Annotated in this window: 21 protein-coding genes and 1 pseudogene; 16 read left to right on the forward strand and 6 right to left on the reverse strand. The window is 72.2% G+C overall.

Annotation, left to right across the window (positions count from 1 at the left end):
- Positions 1-5: 5 nt before the first annotated feature.
- Together mmsB and Ani05nite_RS24400 are read left to right on the forward strand one after the other, a co-directional pair.
- Positions 6-1,262, forward strand: a complete 1,257-nt coding sequence (mmsB, locus tag Ani05nite_RS24395; RefSeq protein WP_203771832.1) for a multiple monosaccharide ABC transporter permease — start codon at positions 6-8, stop codon at positions 1,260-1,262.
- 182 nt (positions 1,263-1,444) lie between these two features.
- On the forward strand, positions 1,445-2,281 hold the full coding sequence (locus Ani05nite_RS24400; RefSeq protein ID WP_203771834.1) for a helix-turn-helix domain-containing protein: 837 nt from the start codon (positions 1,445-1,447) through the stop codon (positions 2,279-2,281).
- Between the two features lie 37 nt (positions 2,282-2,318).
- Here Ani05nite_RS24400 and Ani05nite_RS24405 read toward each other — a convergent pair whose 3' ends face one another.
- Positions 2,319-3,596, reverse strand: a complete 1,278-nt coding sequence (locus Ani05nite_RS24405) for a DUF1501 domain-containing protein (RefSeq protein WP_203771836.1) — start codon at positions 3,594-3,596, stop codon at positions 2,319-2,321.
- 5 nt (positions 3,597-3,601) lie between these two features.
- A complete protein-coding gene (locus Ani05nite_RS24410; RefSeq protein WP_203771838.1) occupies positions 3,602-5,143 on the reverse strand; it encodes a DUF1800 domain-containing protein in 1,542 nt (513 codons plus the stop codon).
- A 115-nt stretch (positions 5,144-5,258) separates the two neighbouring features.
- Between Ani05nite_RS24410 and Ani05nite_RS24415 the strand changes: the two genes are divergently transcribed.
- From Ani05nite_RS24415 to Ani05nite_RS24430, 5 genes and pseudogenes are all read left to right on the forward strand, one after another.
- Entirely contained in the window at positions 5,259-6,305 is a 1,047-nt protein-coding gene (locus Ani05nite_RS24415) for an ROK family protein (protein ID WP_203771840.1), read from the forward strand.
- A 27-nt stretch (positions 6,306-6,332) separates the two neighbouring features.
- Positions 6,333-6,407 (forward strand): annotated as a pseudogene (locus tag Ani05nite_RS42265) (hypothetical protein); the annotation flags it as partial.
- Positions 6,408-6,524: 117 nt separating this feature from the next.
- Positions 6,525-6,692 carry a hypothetical protein gene (locus tag Ani05nite_RS41345; RefSeq protein WP_239130572.1) on the forward strand — a complete coding sequence of 56 codons (168 nt, stop codon included), beginning with the start codon at positions 6,525-6,527 and terminating at the stop codon, positions 6,690-6,692.
- Between the two features lie 144 nt (positions 6,693-6,836).
- Complete coding sequence (locus Ani05nite_RS24425) at positions 6,837-7,313, forward strand: hypothetical protein (protein ID WP_307836716.1); 477 nt, start codon at positions 6,837-6,839, stop codon at positions 7,311-7,313.
- A gap of 175 nt (positions 7,314-7,488) precedes the next feature.
- A complete protein-coding gene (locus tag Ani05nite_RS24430; RefSeq protein ID WP_203771844.1) occupies positions 7,489-9,447 on the forward strand; it encodes a PPC domain-containing protein in 1,959 nt (652 codons plus the stop codon).
- A gap of 54 nt (positions 9,448-9,501) precedes the next feature.
- Here the strand turns inward: Ani05nite_RS24430 and Ani05nite_RS24435 are convergent, their stop codons facing one another.
- Positions 9,502-9,834, reverse strand: coding sequence for an STAS domain-containing protein (locus Ani05nite_RS24435; protein ID WP_203771846.1), 333 nt, complete (start codon positions 9,832-9,834; stop codon positions 9,502-9,504).
- 130 nt (positions 9,835-9,964) lie between these two features.
- On the opposite strand from Ani05nite_RS24435, the gene Ani05nite_RS24440 reads away from it, so the two are divergent.
- A complete protein-coding gene (locus tag Ani05nite_RS24440; protein WP_275410619.1) occupies positions 9,965-10,435 on the forward strand; it encodes a peroxiredoxin in 471 nt (156 codons plus the stop codon).
- Between the two features lie 3 nt (positions 10,436-10,438).
- Here the strand turns inward: Ani05nite_RS24440 and zwf are convergent, their stop codons facing one another.
- Positions 10,439-11,935: a glucose-6-phosphate dehydrogenase gene (gene zwf / locus Ani05nite_RS24445; RefSeq protein WP_203771848.1), complete on the reverse strand. Its 1,497-nt coding sequence runs from the start codon at positions 11,933-11,935 to the stop codon at positions 10,439-10,441.
- Between the two features lie 159 nt (positions 11,936-12,094).
- Between zwf and Ani05nite_RS24450 the strand changes: the two genes are divergently transcribed.
- Positions 12,095-13,033 carry an exopolyphosphatase gene (locus Ani05nite_RS24450; RefSeq protein ID WP_203771850.1) on the forward strand — a complete coding sequence of 313 codons (939 nt, stop codon included), beginning with the start codon at positions 12,095-12,097 and terminating at the stop codon, positions 13,031-13,033.
- A 281-nt stretch (positions 13,034-13,314) separates the two neighbouring features.
- On the opposite strand, the gene Ani05nite_RS41955 is transcribed toward Ani05nite_RS24450, so the two are convergent.
- Positions 13,315-14,139, reverse strand: coding sequence for a DUF1775 domain-containing protein (locus Ani05nite_RS41955; RefSeq protein ID WP_203771852.1), 825 nt, complete (start codon positions 14,137-14,139; stop codon positions 13,315-13,317).
- A gap of 80 nt (positions 14,140-14,219) precedes the next feature.
- Between Ani05nite_RS41955 and Ani05nite_RS24460 the strand changes: the two genes are divergently transcribed.
- From Ani05nite_RS24460 to Ani05nite_RS24480, 5 genes are all read left to right on the forward strand, one after another.
- A complete protein-coding gene (locus tag Ani05nite_RS24460) occupies positions 14,220-14,426 on the forward strand; it encodes an RNA-binding S4 domain-containing protein (RefSeq protein ID WP_239130573.1) in 207 nt (68 codons plus the stop codon).
- Between the two features lie 143 nt (positions 14,427-14,569).
- Positions 14,570-15,943 (forward strand): ABC transporter substrate-binding protein, encoded by a 1,374-nt coding sequence (locus Ani05nite_RS24465; RefSeq protein ID WP_203771854.1) that lies wholly within the window; start codon positions 14,570-14,572, stop codon positions 15,941-15,943.
- A 12-nt stretch (positions 15,944-15,955) separates the two neighbouring features.
- Positions 15,956-16,918, forward strand: a complete 963-nt coding sequence (locus Ani05nite_RS24470) for a carbohydrate ABC transporter permease (protein WP_203771856.1) — start codon at positions 15,956-15,958, stop codon at positions 16,916-16,918.
- Positions 16,915-17,781, forward strand: coding sequence for a carbohydrate ABC transporter permease (locus tag Ani05nite_RS24475; protein ID WP_203771858.1), 867 nt, complete (start codon positions 16,915-16,917; stop codon positions 17,779-17,781). Before Ani05nite_RS24470 ends, Ani05nite_RS24475 begins: the two co-directional genes overlap by 4 nt.
- 137 nt (positions 17,782-17,918) lie before the next feature.
- Entirely contained in the window at positions 17,919-18,806 is an 888-nt protein-coding gene (locus Ani05nite_RS24480) for a hypothetical protein (RefSeq protein ID WP_203771860.1), read from the forward strand.
- 117 nt (positions 18,807-18,923) lie between these two features.
- Here Ani05nite_RS24480 and Ani05nite_RS24485 read toward each other — a convergent pair whose 3' ends face one another.
- Positions 18,924-19,292: an FKBP-type peptidyl-prolyl cis-trans isomerase gene (locus Ani05nite_RS24485; protein ID WP_203771862.1), complete on the reverse strand. Its 369-nt coding sequence runs from the start codon at positions 19,290-19,292 to the stop codon at positions 18,924-18,926.
- Between the two features lie 156 nt (positions 19,293-19,448).
- On the opposite strand from Ani05nite_RS24485, the gene Ani05nite_RS24490 reads away from it, so the two are divergent.
- Both Ani05nite_RS24490 and Ani05nite_RS24495 read left to right on the forward strand, forming a co-directional pair.
- The gene (locus Ani05nite_RS24490; RefSeq protein WP_203771864.1) at positions 19,449-20,387 is read left to right on the forward strand and encodes a lytic polysaccharide monooxygenase auxiliary activity family 9 protein; all 939 of its coding nucleotides are present in this window, start codon (positions 19,449-19,451) and stop codon (positions 20,385-20,387) included.
- Between the two features lie 49 nt (positions 20,388-20,436).
- Positions 20,437-21,666 (forward strand): glycoside hydrolase family 3 N-terminal domain-containing protein, encoded by a 1,230-nt coding sequence (locus tag Ani05nite_RS24495; RefSeq protein WP_203771865.1) that lies wholly within the window; start codon positions 20,437-20,439, stop codon positions 21,664-21,666.
- The last annotated feature ends 48 nt before the right edge of the window (positions 21,667-21,714 follow it).

Raw genomic sequence — 21,714 nt, forward strand, 5'->3', positions numbered from 1 at the left:
CCGCGATGTCTGTCGCACCCACCAACGCCGACCTCGCGGTGGCCGAGACGCCGGCCGCGCCGGGCGGGCCGACCACGGATTCGCCCCGCCGGTACAACCTGAACCTGCGCCAGAGCGGCATCTACATCGCGTTCGCGCTGATCGTCGTGCTGTTCGCCGTGCTCACCGGCGGCGACCTGCTGCAGCCGCAGAACATCAGCAACATCATCGTGCAGAACTCGTACATCCTGATCCTGGCCATCGGCATGATCCTGATCATCATCGCCGGGCACATCGACCTGTCCGCCGGCTCGGTGGTCGCGGTCTGCGGCGCGGTCGCCGCCGTGCTGATGGTCGAGCACAACGTGCCGTGGCCGCTCGCGCTGCTGATCACGCTCGTGGTCGGCGGTCTCATCGGCGCGTGGCAGGGCTACTGGGTGGCGTACTTCGGCATCCCGGCCTTCATCGTCACGCTGGCCGGCATGCTGCTGTTCCGGGCCCTGACGCTGACCATCCTGGGCAACCGGGGCATCGGCCCGTTCCCGGACGAGGTGCGCACGCTGGCCAACGGCTTCACCGAGGGCTACCTGGGCAACATCGGCCTCGGCGCGCTCGGTGGCGCGGACCTGTTCAGCATCCTGGTCGGCGTGGTCGCGGTGGTCGGCATCGTGTTCACCCAGTGGCGTACCCGCTCGGCCCGGCAGCAGTACGGTCAGGCCGTCGACCCGATGCCGCTGTTCATCGGCCGCATCGCGGTGGCCTCGTTCCTGGTCATCGCGGTCGTCGTGCAGCTGGCCCGGTTCAAGAACCTGCCCTGGGTGCTGGTGCTGCTGGCGTTCCTGGTGCTGGCGTACTCGCTGCTGACCAACCGGGCGGTCTTCGGCCGGCAGATCTACGCGGTCGGCGGCAACCTGCAGGCCGCGACGCTGTCCGGCGTCAAGGTCAAGTCGGTCATCTTCTGGATCTTCGTGAACATGGGCGTGCTGGCCGCGCTGGCCGGCGTGATTTTCGCCGGCCGGCTCAACCAGGCCAACCCCACGGCGGGCAACCAGTTCGAGCTGGACGCGATCGCGGCGGCCTTCATCGGCGGCGCGGCGGTCCAGGGTGGTGTCGGCAAGGTCGTCGGCGCCATCACCGGTGGCCTGATCATGGGTGTCATCAACAACGGCATGTCGCTGATCGGTGCCCAGAGCGAAACGGTGATGCTGGTCAAGGGCGCAGTCCTGCTGGCCGCGGTCGCCTTCGACGTCTGGAGCAAGCGCCGCGCCGGCGCCTCCCGCTGAGGGAGGAACCGGGCGACGGGTGATAGGGGAGAGACGGCGGCGGCCCTTGGGGGGACCGCCGCCGTCTCGCATGTCGAGCCAACGCAACACCCACGCAGCCGCGGTCTGGATGTCCTGCCCGCCGTCTGGCACAGTTCCCGCGCGCCGGTCGGCGCGCGGGAACGACGAGGGAGGGCGAGGGCGTGGAAGAAGGACCCCTGGTGCGTCGCCGCCGGCTGGGCGGCGAACTCAAACGGTGCCGCGAGGCGGCCGGCCTGACCCAGGAGGCCGTGTCCCGGCACTTCGAGTGGCACGCCGCGAAGGTGACCCGGATCGAGACCGCACGCGTCGCGGTGACCCCCCGCGACGTGCGGGACCTGCTGACCTTCTACGGCGTGCGGGATCCGGCCTACCGCGCGTCGTTGACCGAGCTGGCCGGCCGGGGCCGCGACCGGGCGTGGTGGTCGGAGTACCGCGACGTCATGCGGTCGAACTTCATCGGCCTGGAGGCCGAGGCGACCGGAATGCTCTGCTGGGAGCCGGTCGTGGTGCCGGGGCTGCTGCAGACGGAGTCCTACATGCGGGCGGTCATCCGCGCCACGCTGCCGTCCGAGCCGCGGGAGGCCCTCGAGCGACGCATCGCGCTGCGGCTCCGCCGGCAGGCCCGGCTGACCGGGCACCAGCCGCTCGGACTCAGGACCATCATCGACGAGTCGGTCCTGCACCGCGTCGTCGAGGACGACGACACGACGGCCGGCCAGCTGGTGCGGCTCCGCGACGCCGCCGCGCTGCCCAACGTCACGGTGCGGATCCTGCCGTCCGCGGCCGGCCTGCATCAGCTCATGCCCGGCGCGGCCACGATCCTGGAGTACGCCGGCCCCCAGGCCCGCGACATCCTGTATCTGGAGAGCTTCACCGACACCTGCGTGGACCGGCCGGCGGTGGTCGCCCGCTTCCGGGCGGCGTTCGACGAGCTGAGCGGGCGGGCCCTCGACGAGCGCCGGTCCGTCGACCTGATCGACAACCTGATCAAGGGCTGAGCGGCCGGTCGCCGCTCGGGTCCCCGCGACGCCCGGGTCAGGAGGTGCGGGCCGCCGCCAGGCCGAAGGCGCCCGGGGTCACGTCCGGGAAGACCTCGGCCAGCGAGCCGAAACCGCACCGCTTCTGCAGCACCTCGCCGATCACCGCGCGGTAGTCGGTCGTGGCCGCCAGGTCGCCGCCCACCAGCGCGCCCGCGGCCAGGCCGGGCCAGGTGCCGTACACCGTGCCGCCCCGGACCCCGCCGCCCATCAGCAGCATCGCGTTGCCGTGGCCGTGGTCGGCGCCGCGGGAGGCGTTCTCCGCCACCCGGCGGCCGAATTCGCTCACCGTCACCAGGGTCACCGACGCCATGCCGGCCGGGCCCAGGTCGGCCGCGAACGCCGCCAGCGCCGTCGAGGTCTCGAACAGGTTGTCGTACATGCGCTGGCCCTTGACCGCCGTGCCCAGGCCCTCGTGCATGTCCCAGTCGCCGCAGTCGACCGCCGCCGCGGCCAGGCCGGCCTTCGCCTTGATCAGCCGGGCCACGTCCTTGAGCGCGTTGCCCAGCGGCGTGGCCGGGTACGCGGCCCCGTTCGCCGGCGTGTACGCGGTGGCCCGGATCGAGGCGGTCGCCGTCAGCGCCGCGTCCGCGGCCAGGGCGGGGCCGGCCAGCGGGGCGGGCGCGGTCGCGTACATCCGGCGCAGCGAGGCGGCCATCGGGCGGTTGGCGCTCTCGCCGGCCAGCGTGAAGCTGTCGACCGAGGCCATCGAGACGTCGGAGAAGGCGCCGCCGAACAGCCGGGCGGGCATCGCGTTGCCCATGGCGACCGCGGCCAGCGGGCCGGTCGCGCCGGACAGCCCGAGCATCCGGTCCAGCCAGCCGCTGCGCAGCGAGGTGCCGGCCGCGGCGCGTTCCATCTCCTCCATGGCGGCGAAGTGCGAGCGGGTCGGGTTCGGCTGGCCGACCGCGTGCACCGCGGCCAGGCTGCCGTTCTTCCACATCGGCAGCAGCGGGGCCAGGCCCGGGTGCAGGCCGAACATGCTGTTGCCGCCGATCGCCTGGCTCTTCGGCAGGGCGATGGCCGGGCGCGCCCGGTAGTAGTCGGGGTCGCCGATCGGCGCGATCGCGGAGAGCCCGTCGAAGCCGCCGCGCAGGGACAGCACGACCAGGGTGTCACCGGTGTAGCCCTCGGCGGCGTAGGCCAGGCGGGTGGACAGGCCCTCGCCGGCCAGGCCGGCGAACGCGCCCGCGGCGCCGGCGGCCAGGCCGCGGCCCAGCACGCCCCGGCGGGTGAGCAGCTTGTTCTCGTCGCAGCAGGCCTGTGTGGCGGTCATGGTGGTCACCTCAGCTGGAAGGAGGGCGAGTCGAGGACGAGGGCGATCAGGTACGGCAGGCTCCCGGCGACCGACTCCTTGCTGGTCAGAGAACTCGTCGGCAGCTTCCCGGCGACGCTTAGCACGGCGGCCACGTGATCGGCCGGCAGCGCGACGCCGACCAGCCGCCGGGCCAGGGCGTCCACCAGCGCGCCGTACGTCGGCGGCAGCACCGGCACGAGGGCCGTGAGCAGATCCGCGGGACGGGTGAGCTGCCTGGGGTACCAGCCGGCCGCGAGGTTCAGGTGGCTGTTGCAGCGCATGAGGAACGCCGACGGCGACGCCCAGGCGGCCGCGACGTCCGGGAAGCCGTTCGGCGGGCTCCAGCGGAACGGCGCGTTCCCGGCGTTGACCAGGTTGTTGTAGAGCGCGTCGAGCGCCTTGACGCCGGCGGTCTCCGGGCCCAGGCCCAGGGTGCGGACCGTGGCCGCGAGGTCCTCGAACGGCGTGCGGACCTTCTGCCCGACCGACGCCGCGAACTCCGGCGAGGTGAACAGCGCCCGCAGCACCGGCCCGATCGCCGTGTCGTTGTCCAGGTACACCTGGGCCAGCTTGGCCACCAGCGGCGCCGGGGCCTCGTCGGCCACGAAGCGCAGGCACAGCTTGGTGGCCAGCCGCCGCGCCGTGGCCGGGTGCCGAGCCAGGTGGTCGACGAAGGCCAGCGCGGCCGCCTCGCCACCCTCGGCGGTGGCGTTGGCGTGGCTGAACCCGAGGATCGTGACGGCGCCGGTGGCGTGCTTGGCCGGCGCGTACGTGTAGGCGCCGGTGCTCGCCACGGTCAGGCCGGTGAGCAGCTTCGCGGCGGACTGCACGTCGGCCTCGGTGTAGATCATGCCGACGGTGTGCAGCTCCATGAGCTCGCGGGCGTAGTTCTCGTTCGGCCGGACCTTGGTCGACGACCGGTTGTCCAGGTACGTCAGCATCGCCGGGTGCCGGGCCGAGGCCTTGAGCATGTCGGCGAAGCGGCCGAAGGTGAACTTGCGGGTCACCGACCTGTCGTAGTCGGCGCGGCTGTCCCAGACGCCGCTGGACGGCGCCGCGATGTGCAGGTGGTTGGCCCAGAAGGCGGCGGTGGTCTCGAAGAGCTGCCGGTTGCTCCAGACGGCCCGGGCCACCGTGGCCCGGCCGAGCTGGCCGAACGCCTCGTACGAGTGCCGCGGCAGCGTGGCGCGCACCGTCGCGATGTCGGCGCCGGCCAGGGGCAGCCGGGTGAGCAGCGCGTCCAGCGCCGAGTCGTCGATCGTGGCCGGGTTGAGCTGGCGGTCCAGCCAGGCCGGCACGCCCAGCCGGGCGAGCTCGGCCAGGGCGGCCGGGGTGGGGCCAAACGTGGCCCGGCGCAGCAGGTGCGCGAGCGGGTCGGCGGAGACGAGGTCGGTCGGCACGGGGCTCGCGGCGGCGGCGGGCACGGCCAGCGCCGCGTCGAGGGCGAGGCCCCCGGTCACGGTCACGGCCACGGCCGCGGCGCCACCGAGAACGGCGCGGCGGGTCGGCTCAGGCTTCGTCTGCATGCCGGACCCTTCGACCGGATCCGGAGCCGTCGTCGTGGTGGCAACCGGACGCTCACCGCTCGCAATGCGCTTGCACCCGTCGCTTCCGGACGCCCCGGCACGTACGCTCGGGGCTGTGGATCAGATCGATGTGGTGCGGACCCCGGCGTCCTGGGTCGTCGTGGGTCTCGACAACGGCGGCACCTGCAACAACGCGACCGTGCTGGACGCCACCGGGCAGTTCCTCGTGGATCACCTGGTGGAGAACCCGAGCCTGGTCACCGAGGGCCCGGAGTCGGCGGTCGAGCAGCTCGCCGAGGCGTTCACCGGCATCCTCGCGCTGACCAGCACGCCGGCGACGCTGGTCCGCGCGGTCGGGCTGGACACCCCGGGCCCGGCCAGCGCCGACGGCGTCATCTCGTCGAAGGGCTCGACGAACTTCTCCCAGGTCTCCTGGCACGGCTTCGACATCCGCGGCGCCCTGCAGGCGCGCATCGGCCTGCCGGTGATCTACAACAACGACGCGAACGCGGCCGCGCTCTACGCCCATCACCGGCACTTCGGCGCCGCCGCGATGGAGAAGTCGTCGGTGGCGGCGATCGTCGGCACCGGCCTCGGCGGGGGCGTGGTCGAGGCCGGCAAGGTGATCAGCGGCGCGGCCGGGATGGCCGGCGAGCTGGGCCACGTGCAGATCCCGCTGCAGGGTGTGCTGGAGGACGACCAGCCGGTGCCGCAGTGCAACTGCGGCTTCGCCGGGGACGTGGAGAGCGTCGCCTCGCTGACCGGCATCACCAACAACCTGCTGCCGTACTGGCTGAAGCGCTTCCCGGACCACCCGCTGGCCCGGGAGCCGATCCCACGGGCGGCCAAGCTGCTGCGCGGGTACGGCGAGAAGGAGGACCCGCTCGCCCTGGCGGTCTTCGGTCAGCAGGCCCGGGCGATCGGCAAGCTGTTCACCATCGCGGCGAACTTCACCGACCCGGCCGCGTACTTCCTGGGTGGCGGCGTGGTCGAGGCGGCGCCGCGCTTCCGCCAGTGGTTCCTCAACACCGTCCGGGAGAACACCCAGTTGCGGGCGGAGCAGCAGGCGGCCGCGACCTTCGCGCTGGTGCCGGATCTGGACATGGCCGGCGCCCGGGGCGCGGCCGTCGCCGCGCTGGAAGCGGTACGCCCGGCCGGCTGAGCTGGTGGCCGGACGGCGGGCGACCGGCCGGTGTCGGCGGACACCCGGTTCCCGATCGCCTCACCGACCATGGCGTTCACCACGACCGCCGTCCTGCAGCTGGTCGAGACGGGTCCTGCCGGAGTTCCGGGTCCGCGGTCGGCGGGGCGGCGCGATCACGGTACGGCACCTGCTGAACCAGACCAGCGGCATGGCCGACACCGGCTCCCGGAGCAGACCATGCCGCCGCCGGCCGACTCGGCGCGACGGGTGGCCGGCCTGCGGGCGGCGCGACTGGTCAGCGCGTCGGGCGCCCGGTTCCACTACTTCAACCCCAACTACGACGTGCTGGCCCGGCTGATCGAGGTGACCACGGCCGGTCGTACGCGGACTGGCTGCGAGCCATGATCTTCGAGCCGCTGGGCATGCGGCTGGCTGGTCGCGCAGACCACCGGACAGTACGGCGGCCGCCGGATCCTGAGCCCGGCCGGCCTGAACCTGCTGCGCACGGCGCCGAACGGGGCGGGCACGGGCTACGGCATGGGCTGGGCGGTGGAACGGGACGCGGACAGCACGACGCGGCTGACCCACAGCGGCGTCCTGCCGACCTACTACGCCGAGGCGCTGATCCTGCCGGGGACCGGCACGGGCGTGGTGGCCCTGTTCAACTCCTACCACGCGCTGGCGCCCTACTACGCCATCGTGGCGGGCGTCGCCGCCATCGTTCAGGGGCGGGCGCCCGCCGCCAGAATCCCGTTCGCCGTGATCGAGGTGTCGCTAGGCTGCCTCACGGTCCTGGTGCTGGCCACCCGGATCCGCCGGCTGGCGCGGTCGCGGTCGTGGGCCGCCGGGCGTCGCGGCGTCCCGGCGTGGCGGCTCCTGGCGGGCCTGCTCCGGCTGCTCGTGCCGGCCGGGCTGCTGGTGGCGTTGCCGAATGTCGTCGCGACGTTCACCGGGCGGGTGTACAGCCGTCATCAACGGGTGCGGCCCTGCCGAGCGTGCACGGATTGCTGGGTGTCGCGGCGCTGACCGGGCTGGCGCTGGCCGCCGTCCGGCTGACGCTGCTGGTCCGGCAGCGCCGCGGGAGCCGCATCTGACACCTGTTACATCTCATCGACTCCCCTAGATATTGATCGACACCTTCAGTAGCGTCCCCAGTGCCGTCCGTGGCGGGGGCCCCGGACGCCTCGAAGGGGGATCACAGATGCGACGAAGCATCGCGACCGTCGGAGCAGTCGTGCTCGGGCTCGTTGCGCTCACACCGGGCGCCGCGCCGGCGACTCCACTCCGGACCGACCCGGGGCTCAGCCCCGCCGACCAGGCGTCCGTCGACGCCGGGCTGCCGGTGGCCACCAAGGCCAAGCCGGGCGCCAAGCCCGCCGGGGCCAATCCGTTCCTGGCGTTGCTGCCCGACCCGGCCAAGGCCGACTACAGCGGCTGGGCCACGTACATGAAGAAGCAGGCGTCCGCGAAGGCCGCCGCCCGGGTGAAGGCGCTCACGGCGGGGCCGTCGGCGGCGGCCGTCAAGGCCGCGGCGGCCGCGGTCGTGGTCGACGAGGACGAGCCCGCGGGCACCCGTGGGTCCAATGAGGATCCCGCCTCGGCCCAGCTCATCAGGAACTTCGGCACCGGCAGCGGGCAGAACCCGGCGATCCGCGTGCTCGGCGCGCTCAACCCCGAGACGGTCACCCCGGTCAGCCGGGCCGCCACGCCGGAGGACGACGGGTCGATCCCGCTCGCCGGCGCCACCGGCATCGGCGCCGGGCGCCGGGCGATCGTCACCGACGCCGTCATCGGCGACGGCCCGCACGGCTCGGCCGGCACCGGCACCAACGACTTCGACTTCTACTCGTTGCAGGCCACCGCGGGTCAGGTGGTCACCGTGCAGACGGCCACCCCGACCGGCGCGCTGGACACGCTGGTCGCGCTCTACACCCCGGACGGCACCGTCGTGGCGAGCAACGACGACGCGGGCGGCAGCTTCGACAGCCTGCTGCAGTACCAGGTCCCGGCCGCCGGCACGTACTACGCGGTCGTCGCGGCGTACAGCGGGCTGCCGGCCGATCCGTTCGATCCGGCCAGCGGGGACGGCGGCGCGAGCGAGGGGCCGTACACGGTCACCATCTCGGCGGCCTCCGACGACCAGGACTTCTTCGCGGTCAAGCTCCGGGCCGGCGACGTGCTGGGCGCCTCGGTCAAGGGCGCCGCGGCGTACCTGACCGTCTACGACACCGTCCCGCGTGAGGTGCACGGCTCGGACCAGGACGCGAGCTTCATCTACCCGATGGACTCGCGGCTGCCCGGCGGCGGCAACGCGGCCACCGACTACGTGGCGACCAAGGCCGGCTGGCACTACGTGGGCGTCGCGCGCGGCTCCGGCAGCTACGACATCACCGTCGAGGCGTACCGGCCGGTGCTGCAGGGGGCCAAGCCGGTGCAGACGCTGTTCCTGGACTTCGACGGCGCCCGGGTCAACACCGGCGTCTTCGGCGGCACCGGCAACGTGACGCTGAGCCCGTTCTCCGCGTTCCTCGCCAAGTGGGGCATCCCGCGCGCGCAGGAGGACGCGGTGATCGACGCCGTGGTCGCGGGCGTCACCGAGAACATCAAGCAGGACCTGATCGCCAGCGGTCTCAACGGCAAGTTCCGGCTGAAGATCCTCAACAGCAAGGACCACGCGGACCCGTGGGGCCAGGCCAACGTCAGCCGGATCGTGGTCGGCGGCACGATCGACGAGGCGGGGGTCGAGACCATCGGCATCTCGCAGAGCATCGACCCGGGCAACTTCGAGACCGAGGAGACCGCCCTGGTGCTGCAGGACGTGCTCAGTGACCCGGCCGGCGGGCCGGCCTCGCTGAACACCTACCTGACCCCGGCCAGCGACCGGGTCGCCTTCGTCGGCCGGGCGCTGGGCAACGTGACCGCCCACGAGGCGGGCCACTTCTTCGGCGACTGGCACACCGACAACGCCGACGAGACGCCGAACCTGATGGACTCGGGCGGCGCCAACTTCGACGTGCTCTTCGGCGTCGGCCCCGACGGCGTCGGCGGCACGGCGGACGACACGGACGTCGACTTCGGCGACAGCCGGTTCAGCCCGGCCGAGGGCTTCGTCGGCACGGAGGACACGCTGGGCCGGATCGTCTTCGGCGTCACCAGCTGACGATCGCGCGCGGACAGGGGCGCCCCGGTGCTGCCGGGGCGCCCCTGTCCGCGATCAGTCCTTCATGGCCGTCTCGACGTCGGTGTGCAGCGAGAGGTAGTCGATCAGTCCCAGTGTGTCGAGCAGGCGCCGCAGGAAGCCCGACGGCGCGGCCAGCCGGACCCAGCCGCCGCGTTCCATGGCCCGGCCGTGGGCCGTCACCAGCACGCCGACGCCCATGGAGTCACAGAAGTCGAGGCCGGCCAGGTCGACGATGATGCGGGGACTGGGCCGCTCCACGAGCCGGCTCAGGTTGGCCTTCAGGGACGGCGCGGTGTCGATGTCCAGGGAGCCGCGCAACGTCAGAACGGCCGTGTTGGGTGGATGGTGCGCGACCGAGACCTGCATGGCGATGTCGCTTTCGTCCGGGGGGCGGGCAGGGGTCAGTCAGGGGTGGTGGCGGACAACGTCGGTGGGTCCCTCCACCCTAGGCGAGGACGCCTCGCCCGGCAGAATCAGACCGGGGTACGTTGATCACGTGAGCATCGACAAGGGTGACGTCGCCCCCGACTTCGAACTGTCCGACCAGCACGGAACGCCGCGGCGGCTGAGCGCGCTGCTCGCCGACGGCCCGGTGGTGCTGTTCTTCTACCCGGCCGCGATGACCACCGGCTGCACGGCCGAGGCCTGCAACTTCCGGGACCTGGCGGCCGAGTACGCCGCCGCGGGCGCGCAGCGGGTCGGGATCAGTCGGGACAAAGTGGACAAGCAGCGGCAGTTCGCGGACCTGCACGGCTTCGACTACCCGCTGCTGTCGGACCCGGACAGCGCGGTCGCCGAGGCGTTCGGCATCAAGCGCAAGCTGCCGCTGGGCCCGCTGAGCGTCAAGCGGGTGACCTTCGTCATCGACACCGACCGTACGGTGCTGGAGGTCATCCACAGCGAGCGCAACATGAACGAGCACGCCGACCGGGCCCTCGACGTGGTGAAGGCCCGATCGGCGCGGTAGTCGTCAGACCGCGTTGCGCCACTTGCGGCCGCTGCGGCCGATGAGCCGGTCGGCGTCGGTCGGGCCCCACGAGGCGGCCTCGTACGTCGGGATCGGCGACATGTCGTTCTGCCAGTGCTCGATGATCGGGTCGACGATCCGCCAGCACTGCTCGACCTCGTCGGACCGGATGAACAGCGTGGGGTCGCCGAGCAGGGCGTCGAGCAGCAACCGCTCGTACGCCTCCGGCGACTCCTCGCGGAACGTCTGCTCGTACGAGAAGTCCATGCTCGCCGTGCGCACCCGGAACGAGTGGCCCGGCACCTTGGCCCCGAAGCGCAGCGAGATGCCCTCGTTGGGCTGGATCCGCAGGATCAGCGCGTCCGCGTCCAGCTCGGTCAGCTGGTTGGTCGGGATCGGCAGGTGCGGCGGCCGCTGGAACTGCAGCGCGACCTCGGTGACCCGGGCCGGCAGCCGCTTGCCGGTCCGCACGTAGAACGGCACCCCGGCCCACCGCCAGTTGTCGACGTTGAGCCGCATGGCCGCGTACGTCTCGGTGCGCGACAGCGGGTCGACGCCGGCCTCGTCGCGGTAGCCGGCCATCAGGTCCTGCCGGGTGCCGCCGCGGGTGTACTGGCCGCGGACCGCCACCTCGGCGATGTCGCGGTCGGTGGGCAGCCGGATCGCCTGCAGCAGCTTGACCTTCTCGTTGCGCAGGCCCTCGGCCTCGAACGACGCCGGCGGCTCCATGAGCGCCAGGGCGAGCACCTGGAGCACGTGGTTCTGCACGATGTCGCGCATCGCGCCGGCGTGCTCGTAGAAGCCGCCGCGGGTGCCGACGCCGAGCGTCTCGGCCACGGTGATCTGCACGTGGTCGACCCACGAGCGGTTCCAGATGGGCTGGAAGATGGCGTTGGCGAAGCGCAGCGCGAGCACGTTCTGGACGGTGTCCTTGCCCAGGTAGTGGTCGATGCGGAAGACGTTCGGCTCGTCGAAGGCGGCGTGCACGACGCCGTCGAGCTGGTGCGCGGTGCGCAGGTCGTTGCCGTACGGCTTCTCGATGACCAGCCGGGCGAACGAGCCCTCCCGTGCCTGGTTGAGCCCGGCGCCGGCCAGTCCGTTGATCACCGGGGCGAACGCCTCGGCGGGCGTCGAGAGGTAGAAGATGCGGTTGCCGGCGGTGCCGCGGGTGGCGTCGAGCTCGTCGAGCACCTCGGCCAGCCGCTTGTAGGTCTCCGGGTTGTCGTAGCCGCCGGAGACGTAGCGGACGCCGCCGCCCTGCAGCTGGGGCTTGTCGGCCAGGCTGCGGCCGCCGAGCGCGCTCTCGGCGAACTGGTGGTCCTCCATCGCCGTGCGGGCGACGCCGACCAGGGCGAACTCGTCGGGCAGCCGGTTGTGCCGGGCCAGGCTCTCCACGGCCGGCAAGAGCTTGCGGCGGGTGAGGTCGCCGGACGCGCCGAAGATCACCAGAGTGGCGGGCGGGGCGTTGCGGTCCTGTGCGAGCTGGGGAACGGTGTCCATCGTCAGGTCTTCCTCCGACCGCGTACGTGAGCTTCCGTGAGAACTTTACGCAGCGCGGGCCCACCCCGGATCAAACCGGTACGCCGATGCGACCGGGCCCATAGCCGCATAAGTGGCAAACTGGGGGGTAAGGTGCCAATCGGCAGAGGGAGATTGCTCGTGAAGTACCGGCTCGTGACCCGCAGCGACTTCGACGGCCTGGTCTGCGCCGTCCTGCTGCGCGTGCTCGACATGATCGACGACATCACCTTCGTGCACCCCAAGGATGTGCAGGACGGCGTCGTGGAGGTCACCGAGCGTGACATCTTGACGAACCTCCCGTTCGCTCCCGGCGCGTACATGGTGTTCGACCACCACCATTCGGAGACGCTGCGTAACACCGGCGACCGGTCGAACCACATCATCGATCCGGACGCCCCCTCCGCGGCCCGGGTCATCTTCGACCACTTCGGCGGCGCGGAACGCTTCCCGGAGATCTCCGACGAGCTGATGCGCGCGGTCGACCAGGCCGACTCGGCCGACTACACCCTCGAGGACATCCTCCGGCCCCAGGGCTGGACGCTGCTCAACTTCCTGATGGACAGCCGCACCGGCCTGGGCCGGTTCCGCGAGTTCCGGATCTCGAACTACCAGCTGATGATGCTGCTGATCGACGCCTGTCTGCAGCTGCAGACGGTCGACGAGATCCTGGAGCTGCCCGACGTCCGCGAGCGCGCCGAGCTGTACGCGGACTGCTCGGCGATGTTCGTGGAGCAGTTGCACCGGGTCAGCCACGTGGACGGCGACGTGGTCGTGGTGGACCTGCGCGAGGAGGAGACGATCCACGCGGGCAACCGCTTCATGGTGTACGCGCTCTACCCCGAGGCCCGGGTCTCGGTGCACATCATCTGGGGCCGGCAGCGGCTCAACACGGTCTTCGCCTGCGGCAAGTCGATCCTCGACCGCACCTCGCCGGTCGACATCGGCGAGGTGATGCTGCGCTACGGCGGGGGCGGCCACCTGGCCGCGGGCACCTGCCAGGTCAAGCACGAGGACTCGGCCCGGGTCCTGGCCGAAATCATCGACGCCCTCAAAACCCCGCGCCCCGTCTCGGTATGACCGCAACGAAAGTCGGATTTGCGCCGTCGGTGTCGAGGGCGCCGGAAATGACAAGGCGCCCTTTGCCGTGGTCATTTCCGGTGACCTCGACACCGACCTCCCGGGCGCAAATCCCGCCGAGCCGAAGGCGAGGCCAGAGATAGAGCGGGGCGGGAAGCCGAACCTTCCCGCCCCGCCAAGTGCAGGTCGTGGGTCTTGCCCTGGACCCCACCCGCCGGTCGTGTTCCGCGCCCCACGCGCATCAGCACGACACACCCGCGCCCACCTGCGCGGGACGTCTGTCACTCCTCGGGGCTGTCCTTGTAGCTCCAGGCCGTCACCCGCGGCGCCTTCGCCGCGCCGACCAGTTCCTTGTCCTGCGGCCCGGCCTCGGGTTCGCCGGCGGAGGCGGCGGGCCCGGCCGGGCGGCGGCGCGCGCGCAGGACCGCGATGGCGGCGGCCGCCGCGGCCAGGGCGGCCACGACCCAGCCCGCGATGGTCCAGAAGCCGGGGCCGTCGTTGGCGTCGATCAGCGCCTGGAAGGTCGCCGCGTCGGTGTCGGTGGCGCCGGTGTCCGTGCCGCCGTGCCCGGGGTGGGTCGCGCCCTGCTGGCCCGGCGCCGCCGGGGTCAGGGCGAGCACGACCGGGGGCAGCGGGGCGCCCTGGGCCGGGTCGGCGTACGTGGCCTGCAGGGTGAAGCTCATCTGCGCCGACGCCGGCATCGGGCCCATGGCCACGGTCAGCTCGGCCGACCGGCCCGGGGGCAGCGCCCGGCCCGGCATCGCGGTCCAGGTGATGTCCGAGGCGGTCGAGGTGAGGGCCTCGCCGTGGATGCCGTTCATCGGGGTGTCGAGCGACCGGTTGGTGATCATCGGCGCCCAGTCGTCCACCGACAGCGGGTAGACCTCGGCCACCGGCACCTCGGCCGGCAGCAGCAGCTTCACCTTGGTGATGGCGCTGCGGGCGGTGTTCGTCACCTTGAACGTCACGTTGGCCGCGCCGCCCTGCGGAGCGCTGGGCGGGCTGACGGTCACGTCCGCGGCGGCGGGGGACGCCGCGCAGAGCACGCCCGCGGCGACGGCGGCGGCCAGGACGCCCACCCGGCGGTGCTTCTCGAGGTTCCTCACGAGGGGTAGTTCGGCTGGGACGCGCCAATGGTTCAACCGTGCCGGACTTTCTTTTCGGCCGGTGCCGGATGATGGTCGGCATGCGTGACGTGGCGATCGACAGCGACATGATCAGACTCGGACAGTTCCTCAAGCTCGCCGATCTCATCGACACCGGGGGAGAGGCCAAGATCCTGATCGCGTCGGGCGACGTGACGGTCAACGGCGAGGTCGACACCCGGCGGGGCCGGCAGCTGCGTCCCGGTGACGTGGTGGTCGTGCAGGGACGGTCCGCCCGGGTCGCCTGAGGACGCCCGCGCTATCTCGATACTCATATATGCAGCACTCCGTGACGAGCGGTTGACATCCTGTCGATCTCAGGCATCTACTGAGTCCGGTGTAACCGGCGTCACAGATGCCGGAGTCCGATCCGCCTGGTCGGGGAGGCTCCATGTCACGTGCACGAGTCCGCGCGGCCGGTGCGGCCGCCGCCGCAGCCCTGCTGGTCCTCCCGCTCGCCGGTTGCGCCGGATGGGGTGGCACCAGCGCCGGATCCGGCGGCGCCAACAGCATCGACGTGCTGATGGTGAACAACCCGCAGATGATCGACCTGCAACGGCTGACCGAGGCCAACTTCACCCGGCAGACCGGCATCGGGGTCAACTTCACCGTGCTGCCGGAGAACGACGTGCGGGACAAGATCAGTCAGGAGTTCTCCAGCCAGGCCGGGCAGTACGACGTGGCCTCGCTGAGCAACTTCGAGATCCCGATCTACGCCCGGAGCAAGTGGATCGCGCCGCTGGACGACTACGTCGCCGCGGACACCGCCTTCAACCAGGCGGACATCCTGGGGCCGATGACCAAGTCGCTGACCGCCGAGGACGGCAAGCTCTACGGCGAGCCGTTCTACGGCGAGTCCTCGTTCCTGATGTACCGCAAGGACGTCCTGGACGCCCAGGGCATCACGATGCCGGCCAAGCCCACCTGGCCGCAGGTCGCCGACATCGCCGCCCGGGTCGACGGCAAGGAGCCCGGCATGGCCGGCATCTGCCTGCGCGGCCAGCCCGGCTGGGGCCAGATCTTCGCGCCGCTCACGACGGTGGTGAACACCTTCGGCGGCACCTGGTTCGACCAGGACTGGAACGCCCGGGTCGACGCGCCCGAGTTCCACCAGGCCACCCGCTTCTACGTCGACCTGGTCCGGGCCCACGGCGAGGTCGGCGCCCCGCAGGCCGGCTTCACCGAGTGCCTGAACAACCTGGTCCAGGGCAACGCGGCGATGTGGTACGACGCCACCAGCGCGGCCGGCTCGCTGGAGGCGGCGGACTCCCCGGTCAAGGGCAAGATCGGGTACGTCGCCGCGCCGGTCCTCAAGACGCCCAGCTCCGGCTGGCTCTACGCCTGGTCGTGGAGCATCCAGCAGGCCAGCGACAAGAAGGCCAACGCCTGGAAGTTCATCTCCTGGGCGTCCAGCCGGCAGTACGAGGAACTCGTCGGCCGGCAGCTCGGCTGGTCCAAGGTGCCCGCCGGCAAGCGCGCCTCCACCTACTCCAACCAGGACTACCTCAAGGAGGCGTCGGCCTTCGCCGAGCCCACCAAGCAGGCCATCTCCAGCGCGGACCCGGTCAACCCGGGGGTGCAGCCCCGCCCGGCGATCGGCATCCAGTTCGTCGACATCCCCGAGTTCACCGACCTCGGCACCCAGGTCTCGCAGTACGTCAGCTCGGCCATCGCCGGTCAGATGAGCGTCGACGAGGCGCTGAAACGGGGTCAACAGCTGGCCGACGATGTCGCGGAACGGTACCGATCGCGCGAGAACGGCTAAGGAGGCGCAGCCATGACATCCGTGGCCGAGAAGACGGGCGCCGGCAGGACCGGTCTGACCCCCACCCCGCCCGGAGCGGCGCGCCGGGCCGCCGGCTGGGCGCGCCGGGCCCCGCTGCTGCCGGCCCTGATCTTCATGATCGTGGTGACCCAGCTGCCGTTCGTGGCGACCCTGGTCATCTCGTTCATGGACTGGAACGCGTACTACCCCGACGAGCGCGGGTTCGCCGGCTTCGCCAACTTCCGCCGGGTGTTCACCGACGTCAACATGCGCGACGCGGTGTGGACGACCATCCTGCTGACCGTGGCCGTGGTGCTGATCAGCCTGCTGCTGGGCCTGGGTATCGCGCTGCTGCTGGACCGCAAGTTCCGGGGCCGGGGCGCGGTCCGCACGATGATGATCGCCCCGTTCCTGGTGGTGCCGGTGGCCGCCGCCCTGCTCTGGAAGCACGCCCTCTACAACCCCGAGTACGGCCTGTTCAACGGCGGGCTCAGCTGGCTGTGGGGGCTGTTCGGCTCGGACGACCCCCCGCAGCCCGACTGGATCAGCAACATGCCGCTGTGGTCGGTGATCTTCGCGCTGGTCTGGCAGTGGACCCCGTTCATGATGCTGATCCTGCTGGCCGGGCTCCAGGGGCGGCCGCTGGACGTGGTCGAGGCGGCCCGTATCGACGGTGCGAGCGGCTGGCAGATCTTCCGCAGCATGACCCTGCCGCACCTGCGCCAGTACCTGGAGCTCGGTGCCCTGCTCGGCTCCATCTACATCGTGCAGAACTTCGACGCGGTCTTCACGATCACGTCCGGCGGTCTGGGCACGGCGAACCTGCCGTACACGATCTACCAGATCTTCTACCAGGCGCACGACTACGGCCGGGCCTCGGCCGCCGCCGTGATCGTGGTCATCGGCACGATCATCATCGCGACGTTCGCGCTGCGTACCGTCTCGTCGCTGTTCAGGGAGGATCCGGGCCGATGAGCACCTCGGTGACCCGCACCGCGCCCAGCCACGCCGTGCCGCGCAAGAAGGACCGGGGTGGGCCCTGGCTGTCCCTGCTCGCGTGGGTGGTCGGCATCCTGTTCGTGCTGCCGGTGGTCTGGATGGTGCTGACCTCGTTCCACTCCGAGGCCGACGCCGCCACCAACCCGCCGTCGGTGCTCGCCCCGCTCACCCTGGAGGGCTACCGCGAGTTCTTCTCCGGCGGCGCCAGCCCCTGGCCGCCGCTGCTCAACTCGCTCACCGCCAGCGTCGTGTCGACCCTGCTGGTGCTGCTGCTGTCCTTCCCGGCCGCGTACGCGCTGTCGATCAAGCCGGTGAAGAAGTGGACCGACGTGCTCTTCTTCTTCCTGTCCACCAAGATGCTGCCGGTGGTCGCCGGCCTGCTGCCGCTGTACCTGTTCGCCCAGTACGCCGGCCTGCTGGACAACATCTGGCTGCTCATCGTCTTCTACACCTCGATGAACCTGCCGATCGCGGTGTGGATGATGCGCTCGTTCCTGTCCGAGGTGCCGGTGGAGATGCTCGAGGCCGCCTCGATGGACGGCGCCGGCCTGGCCAAGACGCTGCGCTCGGTCATCGCCCCGGTGGTCATGCCCGGCATCGCCGCCACCGCGCTGATCTGCTTCATCTTCAGCTGGAACGAGCTGCTCTTCGCCCGGGTCCTGACCGCCACCGTGGCGGAGACCTCCCCGGTGTTCCTGACCAGCTTCGTCACCAGCCAGGGGCTGTTCCTGGCCCAGCTGTGCGCGGCCGCCTTCGTGGTCTCGCTGCCCGTGCTCGTCGCCGGTTTCGCGGCCCAGGACAAGCTCGTCCAGGGCCTGTCGCTCGGCTCCGTCAAGTAGCCGCCGTACCCCTTGCCATCATTCCGCCCCGATAGAGGTGACCGGCCCCGCCCCCTGGGGCCGGTCACCGCGTCCGGCGCAGATTTTTCCGCGAAGCGGGTAGGAACCCGCGCGTCCCGGGGTACGTCTGAGCGCCTATGACCAGACTTCGCGGCTTCTGGACGGCCGCCGCCGCCGTGACCTTGTTCCTGCTCAGCGCGTGCGCCCAGCAGACCGCCGCGGGCTCGCCGGGCGTCGTGCCGTCGCCGGACAGCTCATCGACCCCCGCCGGCGGCGACGAGCTCGTGCTGCGGGTCTCCTCCGCCGGCGGCTTCGTGCCCGCGGACCAGCTCGTGGGCCGGCTCCCCGAGACCAGCGTGTACGCCGACGGCCGGGTGATCTTCAACGGCCCGGTCACCCTCAGCTATCCCGGCCCCGCCCTGCCCAACGTGCAGTGGGGCACGATCACGCCGGACGAGCTCCGGAAGCTGCTCGACCGGGCCGAGGCGGCCGGCGTCCGGCCCGGCGCCGACTTCGGCCAGCCGGGCGTCGCCGACGCGCCGACCACCGAGGTGACCGTCGTGACCCCGGCCGGGAAGCGGACCGTGGGCGTGATGGCGCTGCGCGAGGCCCGGCCCGACGACCCCCGGCTCACCGCGGCGCAGCGGCAGGCCCGTGCGAAGCTGCGCGCCTTCGTCGACGAGCTCGGCGACCTGACCACCAGGCTGACCACCGGCAAGCCGCGGCAGTACGAGCCGGAGATCCTGGCCGCGGTCGTGTGGCCGTACGTGACCCGCGACGACGAGCCGGGCCGGCCGCTGACCGTCGAGTGGCCCGGACCGGCGCTGCCGGGTGAGGCCCTCAACCCGGACCTGAAGCTCAGCTGCGTCACCGTCACGGGCGCGCAGCGCGACGCCGTGCTGGCGGCCGCCAAGAACGCCACCGCCCTCACGCCGTGGGTTTCCGCGGGTAACAGCTGGTCGGTGCTGCTGCGCCCGCTGCTGCCGGACGAGACGGGCTGCGCCGACCTGAAGAAGGCCCGATGACGCCGATCGGCGAGCCCTTCGACCCGCCGCCCGGCCCCCGGCCCGCCCGCCACCCGGACAGCGACAGGCCGGGACAGGCGTTGCCCGTCCCGGCCCGCGCGGCCTGCCGGCCCTGGCTTACTGGACGCCGAGCAGATCCACCACGAAGATGAGCGTCTCGTTCGGCTTGATCACGCCACCGGCGCCGCGGGCGCCGTAGCCGAGGTGCGGGGGGATGGTCAGCTTGCGGCGGCCGCCGACGCGCATGCCGACCACCCCCTGGTCCCATCCGCCGATGACCTGACCGGCGCCCAGGCCGAAGTCGAACGCCTCGCCGCGGTTGTACGAAGCGTCGAACTCCTTGCCCGAGGAGAACGCGACCCCCACGTAGTGGACGGTGACCTGGTGGCCCGGCTTGGCCTCGTCGCCGTCACCGACGACCAGATCCTCCACGACCAGCTCGGCCGGCGGCTCACCCGAGATGGGGCCGACGTCGGGCTTCTCCATGTGTCCTCCTGATATGTGTGCCTGCATGGCCATGCAACCACAGCGTGATGTTTTTCCGGGCAGCGCCACCCTCGGGGGTGAACGACCGGGCCCTGATCTCCGTACTGTTCGCCGGGAGGCCCGACCGCCGCCGCCCCGCGAGCACGAGGAGATCGCATGACCGCCGTACGCCGTACCGCTGCCGTCGCCGTGGCCGGCGGGATCGCCGCGGCCGCGACCATGCTCCCGGCCGCTCCCGCGCTGGCCCACGGCGCGCCGATCGAGCCGATCAGCCGCACCGCGGCCTGCGCCACCGGCGGCGAGCAGGCGGCCGCGGCGGCCTGCCGGGGCGCCCGGGCGGCGAACGGCCAGGCGTTCGGCTCGTTCGACAACCTGCGGCTGCCGAACGTGAACGGCCGGGACCGCGACCTCGTCCCGGACGGCAGCCTCTGCAGCGGCGGCCTCCCGGAGTTCAAGGGCCTGGACCTGGCCCGGACGGACTGGCCGACCACGAAGCTGACCGCCGGCAGCACGCTGACCATCCGCTACCGGGGCACCATCCCGCACCAGGGCACGTTCCGGGTCTACCTGACCCGGAACGGCTACGACCCGAAGCGACCGCTGGGCTGGGACGACCTGGGCAGCAAGCCGATCCTGACCGTGCAGGACCCACCGCTGCGGGGCGGCTCGTACCGGATGAGCGCCAAGCTGCCCGCGGACCGCACCGGACGGCACGTGCTCTACACGGTCTGGCAGACGTCGAGCACGCCGGACACCTACTACTCGTGCTCGGACCTCCAGCTCAAGGCGCCCGCGGCGGCCGCCGCCCCGGTCCGGTCCAGCAAGGCCGCCACCGCGGCGCCGAAGCCCAGGACGTCCCGCTCGGCCGAGCCCGGGGTCGTCGCCTCGCCGCAGGAGGCCGCCGGCCCGGCGGCGGCCGGCGTGCCGCGGGAGAGCGAGGAGACCTGGCTGCGCCCGGCCGCGGCCGCGCAGTCGGACGACACCCTGGACCGGGTCGCGCTGGGCCACCAGATCATCATCGCCGCGCTCATCGTGATCGCGGGCGTGCTGGGCGCCACCGGCGTCAAGCGCCTGCGCGCCGGCCGCCGGCGGTAGGGGTCCGCGCCGGGCCCGGCCTACCCCGGGTTCGATAGCGTGGGCGGCGATGACGAGCAGACTGCGGTGGTGGAGTGCCGGGACCGTCCTGCTGATCGTGATCGCGGGGGTGGTGATCCGGCAGGCGGTCACCGACGCCCCGGCGACGCCACGCGCGCTGACGTCCCGTTCGGCCGGGCCGGTGACCGCGAGCCCGTCCGCCGGCGGGCCCGGCGTCCCGGCGAGCGCGCCGGCCCCGTCCGCGAGGCCCCGCAGCTGCGCCGACGCGGCGCTGGCCGGGCTCTCGCTCACCGAGCGCGCCGGCCAGGTGCTCATGATCGGCACGCCGGTCGACCGCCCCGGGGACCTCACCGGCGTCGTCGCCCGCCACCACCTCGGCGGGGTCTTCCTGGCCGGGCGCAGCACCAGATCCGCGGCGGCCCTGCGCGGCGACCTCACCGCCCTGCAACGCCGGGCCGCGACGCCGCTGCTGATCGCGCTCGATCAGGAGGGCGGCAGCGTGCAGACCCTCAAGGGACGCGACTTCCCGGTGATCCCGTCCGCGCAGCGACTCGGCGCCGGGCCCCCGGCGAAGCTGCGCGCCGCCGTACGCGACACCGCGCAGCGGCTCGCCGGGATCGGCGTGACCGTGAACCTGGCCCCGGTCGCCGACACGGTCCCGGCGAAGCTGGGCGAGGGCAACCCGCCGATCGGGGGGTTCCACCGCCAGTACGGCTCCGACCCGGACGCGGTCGCGGCGGACATCGCCACGGTGGTGTCGGCCTCGCAGGGCGCGGACGTGCTGACGATCCTCAAACACTTCCCCGGGCTGGGCCGGGTGCGGGCCAACACCGACACCGCCGTCCGGGTCGTCGACGACACGACCACGGTGGACGACCCGTACCTGAAGCCCTTCGTCGCCGGGATGGGGGCCGGGTCGGCCGGCGTGATGATCTCCTCGGCGACGTACCCGAAGATCGACGGCTCGTCCATCGCCGCGTTCTCCCGGCCGATCGTCACGGGCCTGCTGCGCGAGAAGCTCGGCTACACCGGCCTGGTCATGTCCGACGACCTGGGCGCGGCCGACTCGGCGTCCGCCCTGCCCGCGGGCCAACGGGCGGTGCGGTTCGTGGCGGCCGGCGGCGATCTGGCGCTCACGATCCGGCCCGAGGACGCGGCCCCGATGGCGGCGTCGCTGATCGCGGCGGCCGGCGACTCGCCGTCGTTCTCCGCCCGGCTGGGCGACGCCGCTCGCCACGTGCTCCAGGCCAAGGAACGGGCCGGGCTGCTGCGCTGCTGAGCTGCTCCGCCGCGGCGGGCGGCGGGGCCGGTTGGCCGCCGAGGTGGG

The organism is Actinoplanes nipponensis, assembly GCF_016862275.1.
GTDB lineage: Bacteria > Actinomycetota > Actinomycetes > Mycobacteriales > Micromonosporaceae > Actinoplanes > Actinoplanes nipponensis.